The sequence below is a fragment of the Amycolatopsis rubida genome (assembly GCF_900115345.1).
GTDB lineage: Bacteria > Actinomycetota > Actinomycetes > Mycobacteriales > Pseudonocardiaceae > Amycolatopsis > Amycolatopsis rubida.
In genome coordinates this window covers 176,109-192,327 of the sequence record NZ_FOWC01000007.1, presented here as the reverse complement: position 1 = coordinate 192,327, position 16,219 = coordinate 176,109, and the positions used below count along the sequence as shown (strand labels likewise).

Genomic DNA, 16,219 nt, shown 5'->3' with positions numbered 1-16,219 from the left:
CGGAACTCTAAGCTGACGGTGTGAACTCGTCGTAGATGACCGTGCCGCCGCGGACGGTGCGCAGGCAGCGCGGCAGCGGCGTGCCCGGCTCCAGCCTCGGCAGCGGCGGCACGCCTGAGCGCGGATCGGTGGACCAGCGTTGCACGCGGCTGTCGGCCGTGGCCACGACGAGGTCGGCCGCGTCCCAGATCGCGTAGTGCGCGGGCGCGCCGGGGACGAGGCTGCCGGTGACGCCGTCGTTGACGCCCGCCGCGCGGTGTCCGGCGCGCGTGTGCGCGGTGAACGCGGCGCGGGCGGAGAGGCGTGCTTCGGGAGTGTGGTGGTGCACGGCCGCGCGGACCGCCGCCCACGGGTCGACCGCGCACACCGGGGCGTCGCTGCCGAAGGCGAGCACGACCCCCTCGGCGGCGAGCTGGGCGAAGGGGTTCAGCGCTGCCGCCCGGTCGCCGAGCCGTTCCGAGTACATGCCGGTGCCGCCGCCCCAGGCCTCGTCGAACAGCGGCTGCACGGACGCGACGACGCCCCATCCGGCGAGTGCGCGCGCCTGGTCCGCGGTGACCATCTCCAGGTGCTCCAGCCGGTGGTGCCGCGCGGTGAGGGGACGCTGGCCGACCTGCTTCTCGGCGAGCCGGAACCCTTCGATCACCTCGCCGACGGCGGCGTCTCCGATGACGTGGAAGCCCGCCTGCAGCCCGGCTTCGGTGCAGGCCACGAGATGGTCGGCGATGACTCCGGCGCCGGCGTAGAGGGAGCCGGAGGTGCCGGGCTCGTCGGAGTACGGCGCGGTGAGCGCCGCGGTGCGGGAGCCGAGCGCGCCGTCCACGAAAAGGTCTCCGGCGACGCCGTGCGCGCCGAGGCGGCGGGCGGTGCCGAGGGCGTTCAGCTCGCCCCAGTAGCCGACGACCTCGGGCAGCGCCGGGCCGGCCAGCGCCAGGAGGTCGGCGAAGTCCTCCTCGCCGGAGATGTCCGGACCAGCGCATTCGTGCACCGACACGATCCCGCGCGCGGCGGCCGTCGCGAGGAACGCGCGCTGGGCTGCCTGGCGCTGCGCTCGGGTGACCGCGTCCCGCGCCGCGCCGCGGACGAGGTGGTGGGCGGTGCGGGTGACCGGGCCGTCTGCGGACCATCCGGCGGCGGACTCGACGCCGGGCGCGAGTTTGGCGAGCGCGCTCGACACCAGAGCGGAGTGGACGTCGACGCGGCTCAAGTAGACGGGCGTGTCCCCGGCGGCGTCGTCCAGCTCGGCGCGGCTCGGCAGCCGCTGCTCGGTCCAGGACGATTCGTCCCAGCCGTGCGCGAGCAGGACCTGCCCGGGAACGACGGCGTCGCGCACCGCGGCGAGCAGTTCGGCGGAGCTGCGGACGGCGGTCAGGTCGAGACCGGTCAGGTGCAGCCCCGTCGAGGTGGCGTGCACGTGCGCGTCCACGAACGCCGGCGCGACGAACGCCCCGCCCAGGTCGACGACCTCAGCGTCCGGGTGCAGCGCGCGGGCCGGGGCGTCCTGGCCGACCCACACCACGGTGCCGCCGGAAACCGCCATCGCGGTCGCGTCGGGAGAGGACGGGGTGTAGACGCGGCCGCCGAGCAGGAGCGTGGTGCTGTCGTTCACTCCCCGAGTCTCCCGCCTGGTCTTCCGGGCAGAGCCGACCGGGTCACCGTGCAGAAATATTTACGGTCGACTAACGTTATGGCAGGATATTTTCACGCGTTCCCGACGACTAGGAGTACAGATGACTGCGATCCAGGAACCTGTGCCGACTGCCGCCGCCTTCGACCAGCCGTACGAGTACGTCCGCGCCGAGTTGGCCGAGCCCGACTGGCGCCGCTTCCCCGGCTGGCACGACGTGACCGACGCGGAGTGGCGGGACGCCCAGTGGCAGCGCGTGCACTGCGTGCGCAACGTCAAACAGCTGCGCGCCCTGATGGGCGACCTGCTGGAGGACCGGTTCTACGAGGACCTGCTCGCCGACCAGCGCGAGATGGCCACCATGTCGATGCTGCTGCCGCCGCAGATGATCAACACGATGGCCCCGCACGCGGGGACCGACCCGGCGAAGGTCACCGAGGCGTTCTACGCCGACCCGATCCGCCGCTACATGCTTCCCGTGCGCAGCGACCGGGACCCGGTGTGGCCCAGCCACCCGCACGCCGAACGCGACTCGCTGCACGAGGCCGAGATGTGGGTGGTCGAGGGGCTCACCCACCGCTATCCGACGAAGGTGCTGGCCGAGATGATCTCGACCTGCCCGCAGTACTGCGGGCACTGCACCCGGATGGACCTCGTCGGCAACTCGACCGACCAGGTGGAGAAGCACAAGCTCGCGCTCAAGCCGGTGGACCGCCAGGACGCCATGATCGACTACCTCAAGCGCACCCCCGGCGTCCGCGACGTAGTCGTCTCCGGCGGCGACGTGGCCAACGTGCCGTGGCCGCAGCTGGAGTCGTTCCTGATGCGCCTGATGGACATCGAGACGGTGCGCGACATCCGCCTCGCCACGAAGGCCCTCGCGGCGCTCCCGCAGCACTGGCTCCAGCCGAAGGTGACCGAGGGCCTGCAGCGGGTCGCTCTGACGGCGCAGGCGCGCGGGGTGAACCTGGCCATCCACACGCACGTGAACCACGCGCAGTCGGTGACGCCATTGGTGGCGGAGGCGGCCCGGACGGCGCTGCAGGTCGGGGTGCGGGACGTGCGGAATCAGGGCGTGCTGATGCGCGGGGTCAATGCCACTCCGGCCGCGCTTCTGGATCTTTGCTTTGCTTTGCAGGGCGAGGCCAATATCCTGCCTTACTATTTTTACATGTGCGACATGATTCCGAATGCGGAGCATTGGCGGGTTTCCGTGCATGAAGCGCAGGAATTGCAGCACTCGATCATGGGGTATTTGCCGGGGTATGCGACACCGCGGATCGTGTGCGATGTGCCGTATGTCGGGAAACGGTGGGTGCACCAGCTGGCTGAGTACGACCGGGATCTCGGGATTTCCTACTGGACCAAGAACTACCGGACCGGGATCGAGCACGAGGACCCCGAGGCGTTGCAGCGGAAGTACCCGTACTACGACCCGATCCAGACCCTGCCCGAAGCCGGGCAGCAATGGTGGGCCGAACAGCCGCGCTGACCCCTCGGCCCGGGATGTCCGGGCCAGCCCCCGGTTGGGCGCTGGCCCGGACATCCCGGGAAACCGCTTCGTCCGATCCGGTCCTCGCCGTGATGACGGCAGTGGCTTGCGTACCGCACCGAACCCACGCAGGAAGCGCGCAACCAACTGCTGCGCGAATACCTGACACGCGCGCAGTCGAAACGCGTGCTGCCCGTACACCCGGATCGATCGCAGTTTTCACGACGGGCCGGGACGGCAAGGGCGTTCTCGCTGCCACCGGCAGAGAGTCGCAGCAATCCTCGCAGAGCGACTGCCAAATAATCCGAGGCTGCTTCGACGGCCTGGGCCGGTGCTCTTGTTCAGCGCGGCCGCGTGCGCTCCGGGCCGGCTTCGACGTCACCGGCGGCGCTCAGCGTGGCCCTCCGCCATCACAATCCCCTGGGCTTCAGCACGCGCTCGCGAAATGTCTCGATCGTCATCCGGTGGTAGCGCTCCAGCACCGCCCACTCCTCAGGGGTGAACTGCAACAGCACGGCCTCCATGCTGTCCAGCACGCCTTCGAAGAGACTCGCGAACTTGGCATCGTCGATCTCGCCGACCTCCACGAGCACCTTGCGGCGGTCGCGCTTGTCCCGTGACCTCCGCACGAAACCGGCCTTCTCCAGCCGGTCGATCACACTGGTCACCGCGCCGGTGGAAAGCCCGGACAGCTCCGCGATCCGTCCGGCCGTCAGCGGCGACTCGGCCCGCATCACGAGGTCCAGGCATTTCTCGTCGGTCGGAGAGAGGCCGAGCTGCGCTGCCACCCTGCTGTGGAACAGCACGGTCAGCGCCGTCGTCTCCCTGCCGTACCAGGCGAAGCGCTCCAGCACGTCTGCGGGAATGCCGGAGGAGTTCACGAAGGGCTGCTCAGAGGAGTTCGATGACGTCACCGAATGCCTCCATCGACTGCTCCAGCACGGTGAAGTAGCTGATCCCGAGCACCTCGCGGTGCTCGCGCACCTGCTCCGCGATCTGCTGCGCGGTCCCGATGAGCAACGTCGGGACTTCGAGCAGCTGGTCGACCGAGAGTTGCGGCCCGTAGTGCCGCAGACTCTCCGCACCAGCGCGTCGGTTGTTCGTCAGCAGCGTCGCCTTGCACAGGACGTTGAACTCCGCATCCTCCGCCCGCTGGGCCGCCGCCCGCCGGACGAAGCTCGTCCTCTCGGCCATCGCGCCGTGATCGGCGACCACCATCCGACCGTGCTCGGGGCGAAACTCCGCGCCGATGAAGCTCACGATCTCGGCGCGGCGGGCAGCCATCGTCAGCACCCGGTCGCCGTGCCCGCCGATCAGCAGCGGCGGACGGGGTTGCTGCACCGATTTCGCGTGCGCCGGATCCCGGAGGAGGCGGTCCAGTTCGGCGACGGTGCGGTCGAGCCGGTCCACCCTCCGCGCCGCGGTGCCGAAGGGGATGCCCGTCTCTCGGAACTCGGCGCCGACATACCCGGTGCCCAGCCCGACCTCCAACCTGCCGTCGACGAACTGGTCGGTCGTGCAGACGTCGCGGGCCAGCAGCGCGGGGTTGTGAAAACTCGCGTTGAGCACATAGGTGCCGACCCTCGGGCGCTGGGTCGCCTCGGCGGCCAGCACGACGGAGGGGAACGGCGAGGTCAGGTTGAGGTGGTCGGGGGCCGAGATCACGTCGTAGCCGAGGTGTTCTGCCCGGCGGCACCGGTCCACCCATTCCGCGCGAGAACACCCTTCGGAGATGAGCACGACACCGAACCGCAACGGTCTGCTTGACCCAGTCATACGACTCCCGACTCGAACGCGGTCAACCCGGGCGCGACGCTGGCATGCAGCACTCCTGCGGGACTCGACGTCCCGTCGAAGCACCGCCGCGCGCGGCCGTCCGGCCCCACCTTCCTTTGAATACCCATGCTACTCTAGGTTAGAGAGGTTAGATCGTCGAGATACTTAGGCCGAGGGGGCCCTATGATCCTTGTGACCGGTGCGACCGGAAGCGTCGGCCAGCACGTCGTCGCGCGGCTGGCGGCGGAGGGCCACCCGGTTCGCGCACTCACCAGAAAGCCGGACCAGGCCGTGTTTCCCCAGGGCGTGGAGGTCGCCGGCGGCGACCTGGCGACGCCCGCGAGCCTTGTCCCGGCACTGGCCGGCGTCGAGGCGGTGTACCTGCTCGCGATGGGAGATTCCCCCGCCGAGTTGCTGGACACGATCAAGCAGGCCGGGGTCCGCCGGGTCGTTCTGCTGTCCGTCGGGTTCATCGACGACAGCTCCGAGGTCCAGCCCAACGCCATCGCCGCCACGCACTGGGCGTTCGAGCAGGCCGTGCGCAGCGCGGGCGTGCAGTGGACGTTCCTGCGCCCCGACGAGTTCGCGGGCAACGCCCTCCAGTGGGCCCCGCAGATCCAGGAAGGCGACGTCGTGCGCGCCCCCTACAGCCAGGCGCACACCGCGCCGATCCACGAACTCGACGTCGCGGAGGTCGCCGCTCGCGCGCTCGTAGACGAGGCGCACGCGGGTGCCAGTTACCATCTCACCGGTCCTGAATCGCTCACGCACGCCGACCAGGTGCGGCTCATCGGCGAGACGATCGGACGTGAACTGCGGTTTGAAGAGACGCCGGCGGAGCAATGGCGCGAGCGGATGACCCAGTTCATTCCTGCGGCGATCGTCGACTCGCTGCTCAATACGCTGGCCGCCGCCGTCGACCACCCGGCCGAGGTGTCGGATGTCGTGGAAAAGGTCACTGGCCATTCGGCCCGCGGCTTCGCTGAATGGGCGCGCGACCACGCCGCGGACTTCCGCTGATCGGACCAGCGGTCACCAGCGATGGTGGACGGGGTCACCAAGCGGAACTGCCAGGGTCCTCCCCGTCGGAAAGCAGTCCGTGGCCGAGGACGGAGGCACGAGATGGAGAAGTTCACGTTGGAGAACCTGCGCGAAACGATGCGTTCCAGTGCGGGGATCGACGAGGGCGTCGACCTGGACGGTGACATCGCGGACGTCGAGTTCACCGAACTCGGCTACGATTCCCTCGCGGTACTGGAACTCGCAAGCCAGGTTCAGCGGCGTTACGGGGTGCGTATTCCGGAAGAAGCGGTCGCGGAAATGCCGACGCCGCGCAAGGCGGTCTATTTCATCAACCAGCGCCTTCTGGAAAGAGATACACCGCGCACTTGAGCCGTCACTCGATCGGCCCTGGAATGGCTTGCGAATTCCGTGGCACGGTGGAAATAGCGGCCGCGCGGGAGAGGAAACGACCGCACGGGGCAGGTCGCGATCCGGGAAAGGCCGATCAGCTGCGGCCGTCCGCGCACCGCGAGCGCGGGGACGACGGCGTCCCGATCACGGCAGGCGCGACTGGCGAACTGCGGGTGCCGGCCCGCCGTCTGCAGGGGGGATTCGTGGAGCTGAACGTGCTCGGCCAGTTCGAGGTGCTCAAGGACGGGGTCGTGCGGACGCCGTCCGCACCCAAAGTGCGGCAGGTGCTGGCGTTGTTCGCGATGAATGTCAATCGCCTGGTGCACGTCGACCAGCTGGTCGAAGAACTCTGGGAGCACCGACCGCCGCCGAGCGCGATGACCACCGTGCAGACCTATGTCTACGTGGTGCGCAAGATGATCAGGAAGGTCGCGGACGGCGACGCGCGGCTGCTCACCGTGCCGGGCGGCTACGTGTTCGCGATCGACCCCGCCGCGCTGGACGTGCTGCACTTCGCCCGGCTCGCAGACGAGGGCAAGGAGCGGTTCAAGGCCGGGGCACTGGAGGAGGCCGCCTTGGTCCTCCAGTCGGCGCTGGACCTCTGGCGCGGGCCGGTCCTCTCGTCGGTGGCGCTGGGCCCGCTGCTGCAGGCCTCCGCCATGCGGTGGGAAGAGGCGCGCAACGCCGTGCTGTACCAGCGCATCGACGTGGACCTCCAGCTGGGCAAGCACGCCGAACTGATCAGCGAGTTGACCGGTCTGGTCGCCCAGCGGCCGGTCAACGAGGGCCTGCAGGCCAAGCTCATGCTGACGCTGCACCGCGCCGGGCGCAGGTCCGAAGCTCTGCAGGCCTACCAGCGGGCACGGACTGCGCTCGCCGACGAGCTCGGCGTCGAACCGTCGGTGCAGCTGCAGCGGCTGCACGAGGCCATGCTGAAATCCGACCCGTCGATCGAGGCGCCGGCCGGCGCCTCGACGACAGCGCGAGCCGCCGCCCTTCCCGGTCCGCCGCGACTGCTGCCGCCCGACATCCCTCTCGTGGCCGGCCGCGACGAGCAGGTCGCCGGGGTGAGCCGCGAACTGCGCTCCAGGAGGATAAGACCGGCGCCGCCGGTGGTCGTCGTCGCCGCTGCACCGGGGTCGGGCAAGTCCGCGTTCTGCGTGCACGTCGCGCACCTGGTGAAGGCCACCTACCCCGACGGCCAGCTCTACGCGCGGCTGATGAGCCCCGCCGGCGACCCGGTCGATCCCAAGGATGTGCTCGGCGGCTTCCTGCAGGCGTTCGGCTATCCGGCGGGCGACCTGCCGCCGTCGCTCGGAGGCAGGGCGCGACTGTGGCGCAGCTGGACGGCGGAGCGCCGCGTCCTCGTCGTGCTGCGCGACGTCGTGCAGTTCGAGCAGATGCGTCCGCTGCTGCCCACCGGCGCGGGGTGCGCCACGCTGATCGCGAGCCGGAAGCTGCTCGCCGACGCATCGCTGACGATGGGGATCGTGCTGTGCCCACTCGACCGGCGGGAGTCGCGCAGGCTGCTCACCGGGGTCATCGCGCCTCGGCGGCTCGAAGCGGATCCGGGCGCGGTCGACGAGCTGCTGAACCGGTGCGGCGGCCTGCCGTTGCTGCTGCGGGCAGCCGCGACCAGGCTGGAACTGCGGCCGCATTGGCCGGTGCGCCGCCTGCTGCCGCCTGCTCTCGACCCGGTCGGGCTGCCCGCGGGCACCGCCGACGTTCTCGCGAGCGTCCGGCGCACCTACACCGCGATGAGCCTCGGCGCCCGGCGCGCCTTCCTCGCCGCCGCCGCGGTCCCGCGGACCTCTCCGCGCGCACTCGCCGACGGGCTCGGGAACGATGAGCAGGAGGCCGAGTCTCTGCTCGACGAACTCGTCGAGTTTCAGCTCGCCGAGTCCAGCACGGCAGAGAACGGCACCGGCTTCCTCTACCAGGTACCGATGCCGTTCCGTGCCGTCGCGCGGTCTTTGCGGGATCAGGACGGCTCCCTGTCCGCGATGGCGGTGAGCGCGCCCCTCGCCTAGTGCCCGGAACGCCGGCTGGGCGATTCGCGCTCGGCAGCGCGCCACGCCCGGCCAGACCGGGCCGCACCGTGAGATCTCTACGGCCGGACGCCGGCACCCGCGTAGGCACCGATGTTCGTCGCGTTGCCTTCGGGCACCACATTGCCGTACAAGTCCCGGCCTCCGTTGTCCGGTACGCTCGCGCCCTTCCCGATCGCGGGCGATCCGCACCGCAGGACGAACCCCGCCGGCCCGGTCCGACCGGGATCCAGGAACAACGGGTCGCCCACCACTGCGGCGGTGTCCGCCGGCGTCGTCGCCTTGACGTTGTAGTACAGATCGTGGCCGTAGGTCCCGAGGCGGTCGGTGATCGTGGAACCCAGTACCTGGCTGCTGAACACGTTGTTGACGAGCGACGCCCCGAGCGAGGAGTAGTTCGCCACGAGCGGCACCGCCGAATCCGTGTGAATGACGTTGTTGTAGATCTTCGTGTTCGGCTGGCCCTCACAGGCGATGGTGATGCCCGTCTTGTCGTTCTGGCTGATGTTGTAGCGGATGATCGCACCGCTGGACGGGCGGTCGAGGTCGCCGCAGAGCAGCAGGTGACCGCCGACGCCGGCGCGCCCGTTGTCGTGGCTGAAGTTGTACTGGTAAACCATGTCTGTGTTGCCGCTGTCGACGTCGTAGGCCACGCCCGGCTTGGCGCCGTCGCCGTGCGCGACCTCGTTGAACTGGAACACCGACCGGTCGGTGTTCCAGCCCCAGACGCCCGCGTGGTTCGCGGTGGCCCTGAGGCTGTACCCGTCCACCACGTTCCGCTCGACCAGCGCCTGCACGCCGTTCTGCACGACGATCCCGTCGCCGCCGAGGTCGGCGAGCCTGTTTTCCCGCGCTACGAACCCGGTGATCGGCACGAAGGGCTGGCCGGGTTCGGACGAGGGCTGCCGACGGTCCCACCACGAAGACGTGCCGATGCCCATGCCGTCGACACCGGACACAGTGCTGCCGGTGATCCGGACGTCGTGGAAGCCGGTCGGCACCTGCTTGCCGACCGCGTGGAACACGATGCCGCCGCTCGGATCGGTCGTCGACGTGCAGTCGCAGCCGTGCACGTCGTGGACATAGACGTTGTCCACGACGAAGTGCGACCCGATGCCGAAGTCGCCGAGCTGCACGAGGATTCCGGAACGAGGGGTGCTCGCCGAGCCTCCCGGATTAGTGACCTCCAGATCGCGCAGCTCCCATCCCTCGACGTTGCGCAAAAGTACCGCGGCCCGCTGGCCGGTGCCCGCGATCTTCGGCCGGCTGCCCTTTCCGAAGGCTCTGAGCACAATCGGAGAGTTCGCCGTTCCCGCTCCGCTCGGGGTGAAGGCGCCCCCGCAGGTGGTGCCCCTGCGCAGGCTGATCACGTCGCCAGCGTGGAAGGGGGTGGCGTTCAGCTTCGCGAGCGTCCGCCACGATGCGGCAGCCGACGTGCCGGCCGCGGCGTCGTTGCCCGCCGCGCAGTCCACGTAGAAGGTTCGTCCGGTTTTCGCGAGAGCGGGCACGCCCCACCACGCGAAGACCAGCGAAAGGGCCAGCGCGGCCGCAGCTCTTCTGACGAATGAATTGGGCAACATTGTTCTCCCCCGTCGTCGGCAATCCTCGCGGACTTGCGTCGACAACAGGGAACCGATCCCTGAAACGGGCATTTCTCGTGCGTACTGCGCCCTCGGGATCCGCCGCGCGTCAATTCATCACCGAATGGCTCGTGCCCCGTCCATTGCGGGCGAGGATCAGAGGATCACCGGACGAACGAGAAGCCGCAACATGAGCCCCCCCAATAGGCGTACGTCGCAAGTCCAGAAGCGACCATACATGCCGTGCGGGAGGGCCCACCGTGGTTTTCCGCGAAATCGCCGTAAACGTCGCCTTCCGTCGCCCGAGGACTACCCAGAGTCGCTCGCGCACTCAGCCATCGACAGCAGGCCCCGGAGCCGAGGGATCGAGCGGCTCCTCTGTGTCGACGTGCCCCAGCTCCGGTCTGGGCGCCAGCGGCGACAAGTGGAACACCACGTGCGCCTCGTCGTCGCCGGCGTTGACCACCCGGTGCCGGACGTTGATCGGCACGTAAAGCGAGTCGCCTGCGCCGAGAGGAACCAGGCCGCCGTCGAGCGCCACCTCCAGCCGGCCGGACACGACGTGCAGAAACTCCTCGGAGTACGGGTGGTAGTGCTCGGTCACGTGCTCACCGGACGCGAGGCGCAGCACGCCCGCGAACCCCGAGGTGCAGCCGACCGTTTTCGGGCTCAGGGTCACCCGCAGCTCCCCTCCCCGGCGCCGGTTGGCGGGCACGTCGCTCTCGGCCACGCGCAGCGGACGACGGGCCACGGTCACCGGATCCTCCCCTCAGCGGGCGTCCAGGCGTAGAACGGCTGGGCCATGGCGTCCTTCGGCTCCCGCCAGTTCGGGTCGTAGGGCGAGATCAGCTCGCCCAGCTTCGTGTTGAGGTCGCGGTAGAGGGCGTGCCCGCGCGCCTCGTACAGCTTCGGCGAGATGTCCTCGTCGGCCTCCACCAGGTGGAAGTACAAGCGGTGGAACCGGAACAGGGTGCGGCGCGAGACGCCGATCAGGTGGGGTAGTTCAGTGGCGTCGGACTCGGCGAACGCCGACGCCACGGCATCGGCATCGGCCGGATCCATCCGGGCCACGATCAGGGTGCGGTGCACGAAGACCTCCGGAGAGCTCGCTGGTCGGAGGCGGACACGGTCACAGCAAGCCCTGGAGGGGCGCTCGAAACGACCAGGACTCCCGCTCACCAGTCGAGCAGGCGCGCGCCTCGCAGGAACGAGCCGCTCGGGCCGCCGTCGGGCAGCGTGGCCGCGTGGACGACGTCGGCGGACGCGTCCTCCGCGGTGCGCGGGGCGTCCGGGCGCATCCGGGTGCGGACCAGGCCCGGGTTGACCGCGTTGACGAGGACGCCGGTGCCTTCGGTGTGCTGGGCCAGCATCTGGGTGAGCCCGTTGAGCGCAGCCTTGGACACCGAGTAGGCCGGCGCGCCCGAAAACAGGCCGTTGCTGAACGCACCGGTGCCGCTCGAGACCATCACGACCCGGCCCCAGCCGCGTTCGACCATGTCCGGGACGAATGCCTGGGAGACCCGCCAGGCACCCAGCGCGTTCACGGCGAGGTGGTGCTCGACCAGTCCGATCGGCACGGTGAGCGGGTCGAGGCCGTAGTCCTCCAGTACTCCCGCATTGTTGACCAGAATATCGACCGGCCCGACCTGCTCGCGGGCACGCCGCACGCTGCTGTCGTCGGTCACCGCCAATTCCACTGCACGCGCGCCGCGCCCCAGTTCCGCCGCCGCTGTCTCGGCTGCCTGAGCGTCTCGCGCCGCCACGACCACCCGCAGGCCCAGGCCGTGCATACGGGCGGCGGTCGCCCTGCCGAGTCCCCGGTTGGCTCCGGTCACCAGTGCCGTCCTGACGGTGGTCATGCGGCAATGCTCGCGCGCACCGCTCGAACCCCGTCCGGAAGAACGTCGAGCGCGAGTGGATTCTGCCTACAGGGTGGGCGTCCATCGTGGCGGACATGTGCGGAATCACCGGGTGGGTCGACTTCGAGCGGGATCTGCGTTCACAGTCGGACACAGTGCGGGCGATGGCGGCCGCGCTCGCCCATCGCGGACCCGACGCGGAGAGTGTGTGGACCGACCGGCACGCCGCGCTGGGACACCGGCGGCTAGCGGTGATCGACCGCGAGGGCGGCGAGCAGCCGATGGCGGCCGAGGAATCCGGTCAGGTGCCGGCCGTGCTGACCTACAACGGCGAGGTGTGCAATTTTTCTTCGCTGCGCGCCGAGCTGACCGCACGCGGGCACCGGTTCCGGACCCGCGGCGACACCGAAGTGGTGCTGCGCTCTTACCTCGAATGGGGCGAGCACTGCGTTGACCACCTCGACGGCATGTTCGCCTTCGCCGTCTGGGACCCTCGGCGGCGAAGGCTGCTGCTGGCGCGCGACCGGTTGGGGGTCAAACCGCTCTGCTACGCGCCGCTGGGCCGTGGTGTGGTGTTCGGGTCGGAGGTCAAGGCACTGCTGGCCCACCCGCTGGTGGACGCCGTAGTCGACGCAGGGGGCCTGGCCGAGCTGCTGTCCTACGTCGCCACGCCGGGACACGGCGTCTACCGCGGGATCCACGAGGTGCCGCCCGGCACGGTGGTCATCGTCGCCGAAGACTCCATCACCAGCCGCGCCTACTGGTCGCTGCGCCCGACCGAGCACACCGACGACTGGGACGCCACTGTCGAGACAGTGCGGGAGCTGCTCGCCGATTCCGTCGCCGCACACCTCGTCTCCGACGTCCCGCTCTGCACGCTGCTCTCCGGAGGAGTCGACTCCAGCGCGATCGTCGCGCTCGCCGCCCGCGCGACCGATCACCGGCCGCGCACGTTCGCGGTCGACTTCGAAGGCCACGGCGAGCGGTTCCGCAAGGACGTCTGGCACGAAGGCGCGGACGCGCCGTTCGCGGAACTGGTCGCCGGGCACGTCGGCGCCGACCATGAGCGGATCGTGCTGAGCACGGCCGACCTCGCCGACCCCCTCGTCGACGCCGCGGCATTGCGGGCACAGGACCTGCCGCGGCCGATCCCGGACATGGACAGGTCGTTGTTCCTGCTGCTGCGCGCGGTGCGCAGCACCTCGACCGTCGCGCTCGCGGGCGAGATCGCCGACGAACTGTTCGGCGGCTACAAGTCGTTTCACGACCCCACGCTGACCGGTACCGGCAACTTCCCGTGGGTGAGCCTCAACCTCGCCATCGGACCGCACGGCATGGGCAACGGCCTGCTCGACCAGGCGCTGCTGCGCGAGGTCGACGTCGCCGGGTACACCGCGGATCGCTACGCCGACATGCTCGGCGAGATGCCCGTACTGCCAGGAGAAACTGTCGCGGACCGGTCCGCGAGGCTCGCGTCCTACGCGCATCTGACCAGATGGCTGCCGCTGCTGCTGGCGCGCGACGACCGGCTGAGCATGGCGACCGGCCTGGAGCTGCGGGTGCCGTTCTGCGACCATCGCCTGGTCGAGTACGCCTTCTCGATCCCGCCTGCGATGCGCACCTCAGGCGGCATCGAAAAAGCAGTGCTGCGGGCCGCAGTGTCCGACTTGCTGCCGGACGAGGTGCTCCGACGGCCGAAAAGCCCGTTCCCCGTCACTCAGGACGCCGGGTACGGGCACGTGCTGCGCCACCGCCTCGAGGCGGTGGCGACCGACCGGGACAGCCCGGTCCGCCCGCTGCTGGACGAACAGGCGTGCGACCGTCTGCTCAAGGAGGCCCGCCCGGTCGCGGTGCGCGGCTGGGGCGAGCGGCGGGACGTGGAAATGCTGCTGCAACTGGATTCCTGGCTGCGGGCCTACCGGGTGCGACTAGACGTGTGAGGGAGGACGGCACGGTGCATGAGGAGTTGCTCGCCAAGGCGGAGCCGCTGGTGGCCGAGGTTGCCGGCCATCCGTTCTGGGCGGGACTGCGCGACGGCTCGCTGCCGGAGCAGTCACTGGCCCACTTCGTCCGGCAGGACACCGACCACCTGCTGCCTGCCTGCGCGCGGGCGCTGGCGCGGTGCGCCGCCATCGCGCGGCACGACGAGCACGTGGTGCTGCTCGGACAGTCGGTCATCGGCACGCTGTCGGCCCGAGACCGGCTGCGCGAGCGCCACGCTGAGCTGTTCGGGACGTCACCGTGGCGACCGGCGGACCATGCCACGCGCGCCCACTGCTCCTTCTTCACCGCCGCGAGCGCGATCGGGGTCGCCGCGGGCATCGGCGCGCTGCTGCCGATGGTGTGGTTCAACCACAAGGTTTCCGACGACCTGGTCGAGCGGTGCGCGCCTGGTTCCCGCTACTCCGAGTGGATCCGCTCCTACCATCCCGGCGAGGGCTACGCCTACGCGGTGCGCTCCTTCCTCGGCATGGTCGACCGAATCGGCGAGGAGGCCTCCGCCGCCGAGCGCGAGGAGCTCGTCGACCACTTCACCGTCGCCGCCCGCTACGAGTGGACGTTCGCCGAGACGGCGTGGCGGCGCACTGACTGGCCGGTCCGATGACCCAGAAAGGCTCGCGCATGAGCAAACCGACGTTGCGCTACCCGTTCCCATGGACGCCGCCCATGCGGGTGCCAGAGGCGCTGCGCGGCCTGCACGACTCCTCGGCCGTCGAGGTGACCTTGCCCAGCGGCGACCAGGCGCTGCTCGTAACCCGCTACGCCGACGTCCGGGCGCTGTTCGCCGAGCACCGGCTCAGCCGCAACATGGCCAGGCCCGACGCGGCCAGGGTCTCCGCCGACAACCAGCTGTTCCTCGATCCCAACGTGGACCCGGACCCGCCGGACCACACCAGGGTGCGCGGTCTGGTGACGCGTGCGTTCACCGCGCGCCGGATCGAAAGCCTGCGTCCGGTGGCGCAGTCGATCACCGACGAGTTGCTGGACAAGATGGAAGCGGGGCCGCGACCGGCCGACCTGAACGAGGCGCTGGCCTTTCCGTTGCCCATCAGGGTGATCTGCCTGTTGCTCGGCGTGCCTGCCGAAGACCGCGACCGGTTCCGCGAGGGGGTCGACGGCTTCTTGTCGGTGACCAAGCTGCCGCCGGACGAAGTGGCGCGGGCGCGGCAGGATCTGTTCGTCTATCTCGCCGATCTCATCGAGGACAAGCGGCGCAGGCCCTCCGACGACCTGATCAGCGAGCTGATCCGAGTACGCGACGAGGACGACAACCGGCTCAACGAACACGAGCTGCACTTTTGGGTGCAAGCGCTGCTGATCGCCGGCTACGTCACCACGGCCAGCCAGATCGGCACCGGCACGGCCGTGCTGCTGCACCACTCCCGCTTGGCCGACGAGATCCGCGCGGACTGGTCGCTGGTGCCCTCGGCCGTCGAGGAGCTGCTGCGCACCCAGATCATGGGCTCTTCGGTCGGCACGCTGCGCTACGCGATCGACGACATCCCGCTGACCGACGGGTCAGTGATCCGCAAGGGCACCAGCGTGCTGCTGTCGGAGGAGGCGGCGAACACCGACCCCGCGGTGTTCGACCGGCCGTTCGAGATCGACATCCGCCGGCAGGACAACCACCACATGACCTTCGGCGCCGGGCTGCACTACTGCGTCGGCGCGGCCTTGGCCCGGATGGAGCTGCAGGTGGCGACCGAAACTCTGCTGCGGCGTTTCCCGGCCATCCGGCTCGCAGTCCCCGGCGAGCGGCTGCCGCGCGCCTTGGGCGGGTTCATGGAGGGGTTCACCGAGGTCCCGGTCGACTGGTGAGGAAACCATGCGGGTCAACGCGAACAGTCGTACGTGCGCCGTGAGCAGCCTGTGCGTCTACCGCGCGCCGAGCGTGTTCTCCCAGGACGAGGACGGTCATGTGGTCGTACTGGACCACAGTCCCGGCGAAGACGTCCAGGACGAGGTCCGCCGGGCCGCGCGCGGATGCCCTACGAGGTCCATCGAGGTCGTCGAGAGCGACGCAACCGGAAGCTGAGAGGATCAGGAGGGACCCATGCCGTTCGCCGCCATCACCTACGACATCAAGGCCGGCCACGAGGACGAGATCGCGGAGGTCTTCGCGGGCTTCCGCCGGGTCGGCAGCGCGGAGGTGCCGGACGAGTCCGGGCGCCGGGCAGGCCGGATTCTCGCCACGGCGTTGTTCATCCGGGACGACCTGCTGGTCCGCGTGATCGAGTACGAGGGCAATCTGAAAGCCATCGCCGCGCACATGGCGGCCCAGCCTGGGGTGCAGGAGGTGGAGCGCAAGCTCGCGCCCTACCTGAGCAGGCCGCGCGACACCGGAACTCCGGCAGGGTTCATCGAAACGTTCGACCGCAGCTTGCTGCGCTGCGTCTCGCAGATGTCGGTGCGGAGGTGACCGG

At 69.8% G+C, this 16,219-nt stretch carries 16 protein-coding genes; 9 read left to right on the top strand and 7 right to left on the bottom strand.

What is annotated here, in order from left to right; translation table 11 throughout:
- Positions 1-7: 7 nt before the first annotated feature.
- On the bottom strand, positions 8-1,609 hold the full coding sequence (locus BM362_RS26095; RefSeq protein ID WP_093574936.1) for an amidohydrolase: 1,602 nt from the start codon (positions 1,607-1,609) through the stop codon (positions 8-10).
- A 121-nt stretch (positions 1,610-1,730) separates the two neighbouring features.
- Between BM362_RS26095 and BM362_RS26090 the strand changes: the two genes are divergently transcribed.
- Positions 1,731-3,119, top strand: coding sequence for a KamA family radical SAM protein (locus BM362_RS26090; RefSeq protein WP_208865341.1), 1,389 nt, complete (start codon positions 1,731-1,733; stop codon positions 3,117-3,119).
- A 410-nt stretch (positions 3,120-3,529) separates the two neighbouring features.
- Here BM362_RS26090 and BM362_RS26085 read toward each other — a convergent pair whose 3' ends face one another.
- Entirely contained in the window at positions 3,530-4,000 is a 471-nt protein-coding gene (locus BM362_RS26085; RefSeq protein ID WP_244287292.1) for a MarR family winged helix-turn-helix transcriptional regulator, read from the bottom strand.
- 10 nt (positions 4,001-4,010) lie between these two features.
- Entirely contained in the window at positions 4,011-4,895 is an 885-nt protein-coding gene (locus tag BM362_RS26080; protein ID WP_093574935.1) for a TIGR03621 family F420-dependent LLM class oxidoreductase, read from the bottom strand.
- Positions 4,896-5,078: 183 nt separating this feature from the next.
- Here BM362_RS26080 and BM362_RS26075 point away from each other — a divergent pair, with 183 nt between their 5' ends.
- The 3 genes from BM362_RS26075 to BM362_RS26065 all read left to right on the top strand — a co-directional run bounded on the left by BM362_RS26075 (position 5,079) and on the right by BM362_RS26065 (position 8,338).
- Positions 5,079-5,915 carry an SDR family oxidoreductase gene (locus BM362_RS26075; protein WP_093574934.1) on the top strand — a complete coding sequence of 279 codons (837 nt, stop codon included), beginning with the start codon at positions 5,079-5,081 and terminating at the stop codon, positions 5,913-5,915.
- 102 nt (positions 5,916-6,017) lie between these two features.
- The gene (locus BM362_RS26070; RefSeq protein ID WP_093574933.1) at positions 6,018-6,287 is read left to right on the top strand and encodes an acyl carrier protein; all 270 of its coding nucleotides are present in this window, start codon (positions 6,018-6,020) and stop codon (positions 6,285-6,287) included.
- Positions 6,288-6,511: 224 nt separating this feature from the next.
- A complete protein-coding gene (locus tag BM362_RS26065; RefSeq protein ID WP_167545443.1) occupies positions 6,512-8,338 on the top strand; it encodes an AfsR/SARP family transcriptional regulator in 1,827 nt (608 codons plus the stop codon).
- A gap of 77 nt (positions 8,339-8,415) precedes the next feature.
- Here the strand turns inward: BM362_RS26065 and BM362_RS26060 are convergent, their stop codons facing one another.
- The 4 genes from BM362_RS26060 to BM362_RS26045 form a co-directional block, all read right to left on the bottom strand.
- On the bottom strand, positions 8,416-9,933 hold the full coding sequence (locus tag BM362_RS26060) for a right-handed parallel beta-helix repeat-containing protein (protein ID WP_167545442.1): 1,518 nt from the start codon (positions 9,931-9,933) through the stop codon (positions 8,416-8,418).
- A gap of 334 nt (positions 9,934-10,267) precedes the next feature.
- Complete coding sequence (locus tag BM362_RS26055; RefSeq protein WP_425285735.1) at positions 10,268-10,687, bottom strand: cupin domain-containing protein; 420 nt, start codon at positions 10,685-10,687, stop codon at positions 10,268-10,270.
- A 2-nt stretch (positions 10,688-10,689) separates the two neighbouring features.
- The gene (locus BM362_RS26050) at positions 10,690-11,025 is read right to left on the bottom strand and encodes a TcmI family type II polyketide cyclase (RefSeq protein WP_093574929.1); all 336 of its coding nucleotides are present in this window, start codon (positions 11,023-11,025) and stop codon (positions 10,690-10,692) included.
- An 86-nt stretch (positions 11,026-11,111) separates the two neighbouring features.
- A complete protein-coding gene (locus tag BM362_RS26045; RefSeq protein ID WP_093574928.1) occupies positions 11,112-11,795 on the bottom strand; it encodes an SDR family NAD(P)-dependent oxidoreductase in 684 nt (227 codons plus the stop codon).
- A gap of 95 nt (positions 11,796-11,890) precedes the next feature.
- On the opposite strand from BM362_RS26045, the gene asnB reads away from it, so the two are divergent.
- From asnB to BM362_RS26020, 5 genes are read left to right on the top strand one after another with little or no spacing between them, the layout of a single operon-like run.
- Entirely contained in the window at positions 11,891-13,735 is a 1,845-nt protein-coding gene (gene asnB, locus BM362_RS26040) for an asparagine synthase (glutamine-hydrolyzing) (protein WP_093575099.1), read from the top strand.
- A 14-nt stretch (positions 13,736-13,749) separates the two neighbouring features.
- Positions 13,750-14,400: a TenA family protein gene (locus BM362_RS26035; RefSeq protein WP_093574927.1), complete on the top strand. Its 651-nt coding sequence runs from the start codon at positions 13,750-13,752 to the stop codon at positions 14,398-14,400.
- A 17-nt stretch (positions 14,401-14,417) separates the two neighbouring features.
- Positions 14,418-15,614 (top strand): cytochrome P450, encoded by a 1,197-nt coding sequence (locus BM362_RS26030; RefSeq protein ID WP_244287290.1) that lies wholly within the window; start codon positions 14,418-14,420, stop codon positions 15,612-15,614.
- A 7-nt stretch (positions 15,615-15,621) separates the two neighbouring features.
- A complete protein-coding gene (locus tag BM362_RS26025; RefSeq protein WP_093574925.1) occupies positions 15,622-15,831 on the top strand; it encodes a ferredoxin in 210 nt (69 codons plus the stop codon).
- Positions 15,832-15,849: 18 nt separating this feature from the next.
- Positions 15,850-16,215 (top strand): SchA/CurD-like domain-containing protein, encoded by a 366-nt coding sequence (locus tag BM362_RS26020; RefSeq protein ID WP_093574924.1) that lies wholly within the window; start codon positions 15,850-15,852, stop codon positions 16,213-16,215.
- Positions 16,216-16,219: the final 4 nt, after the last annotated feature.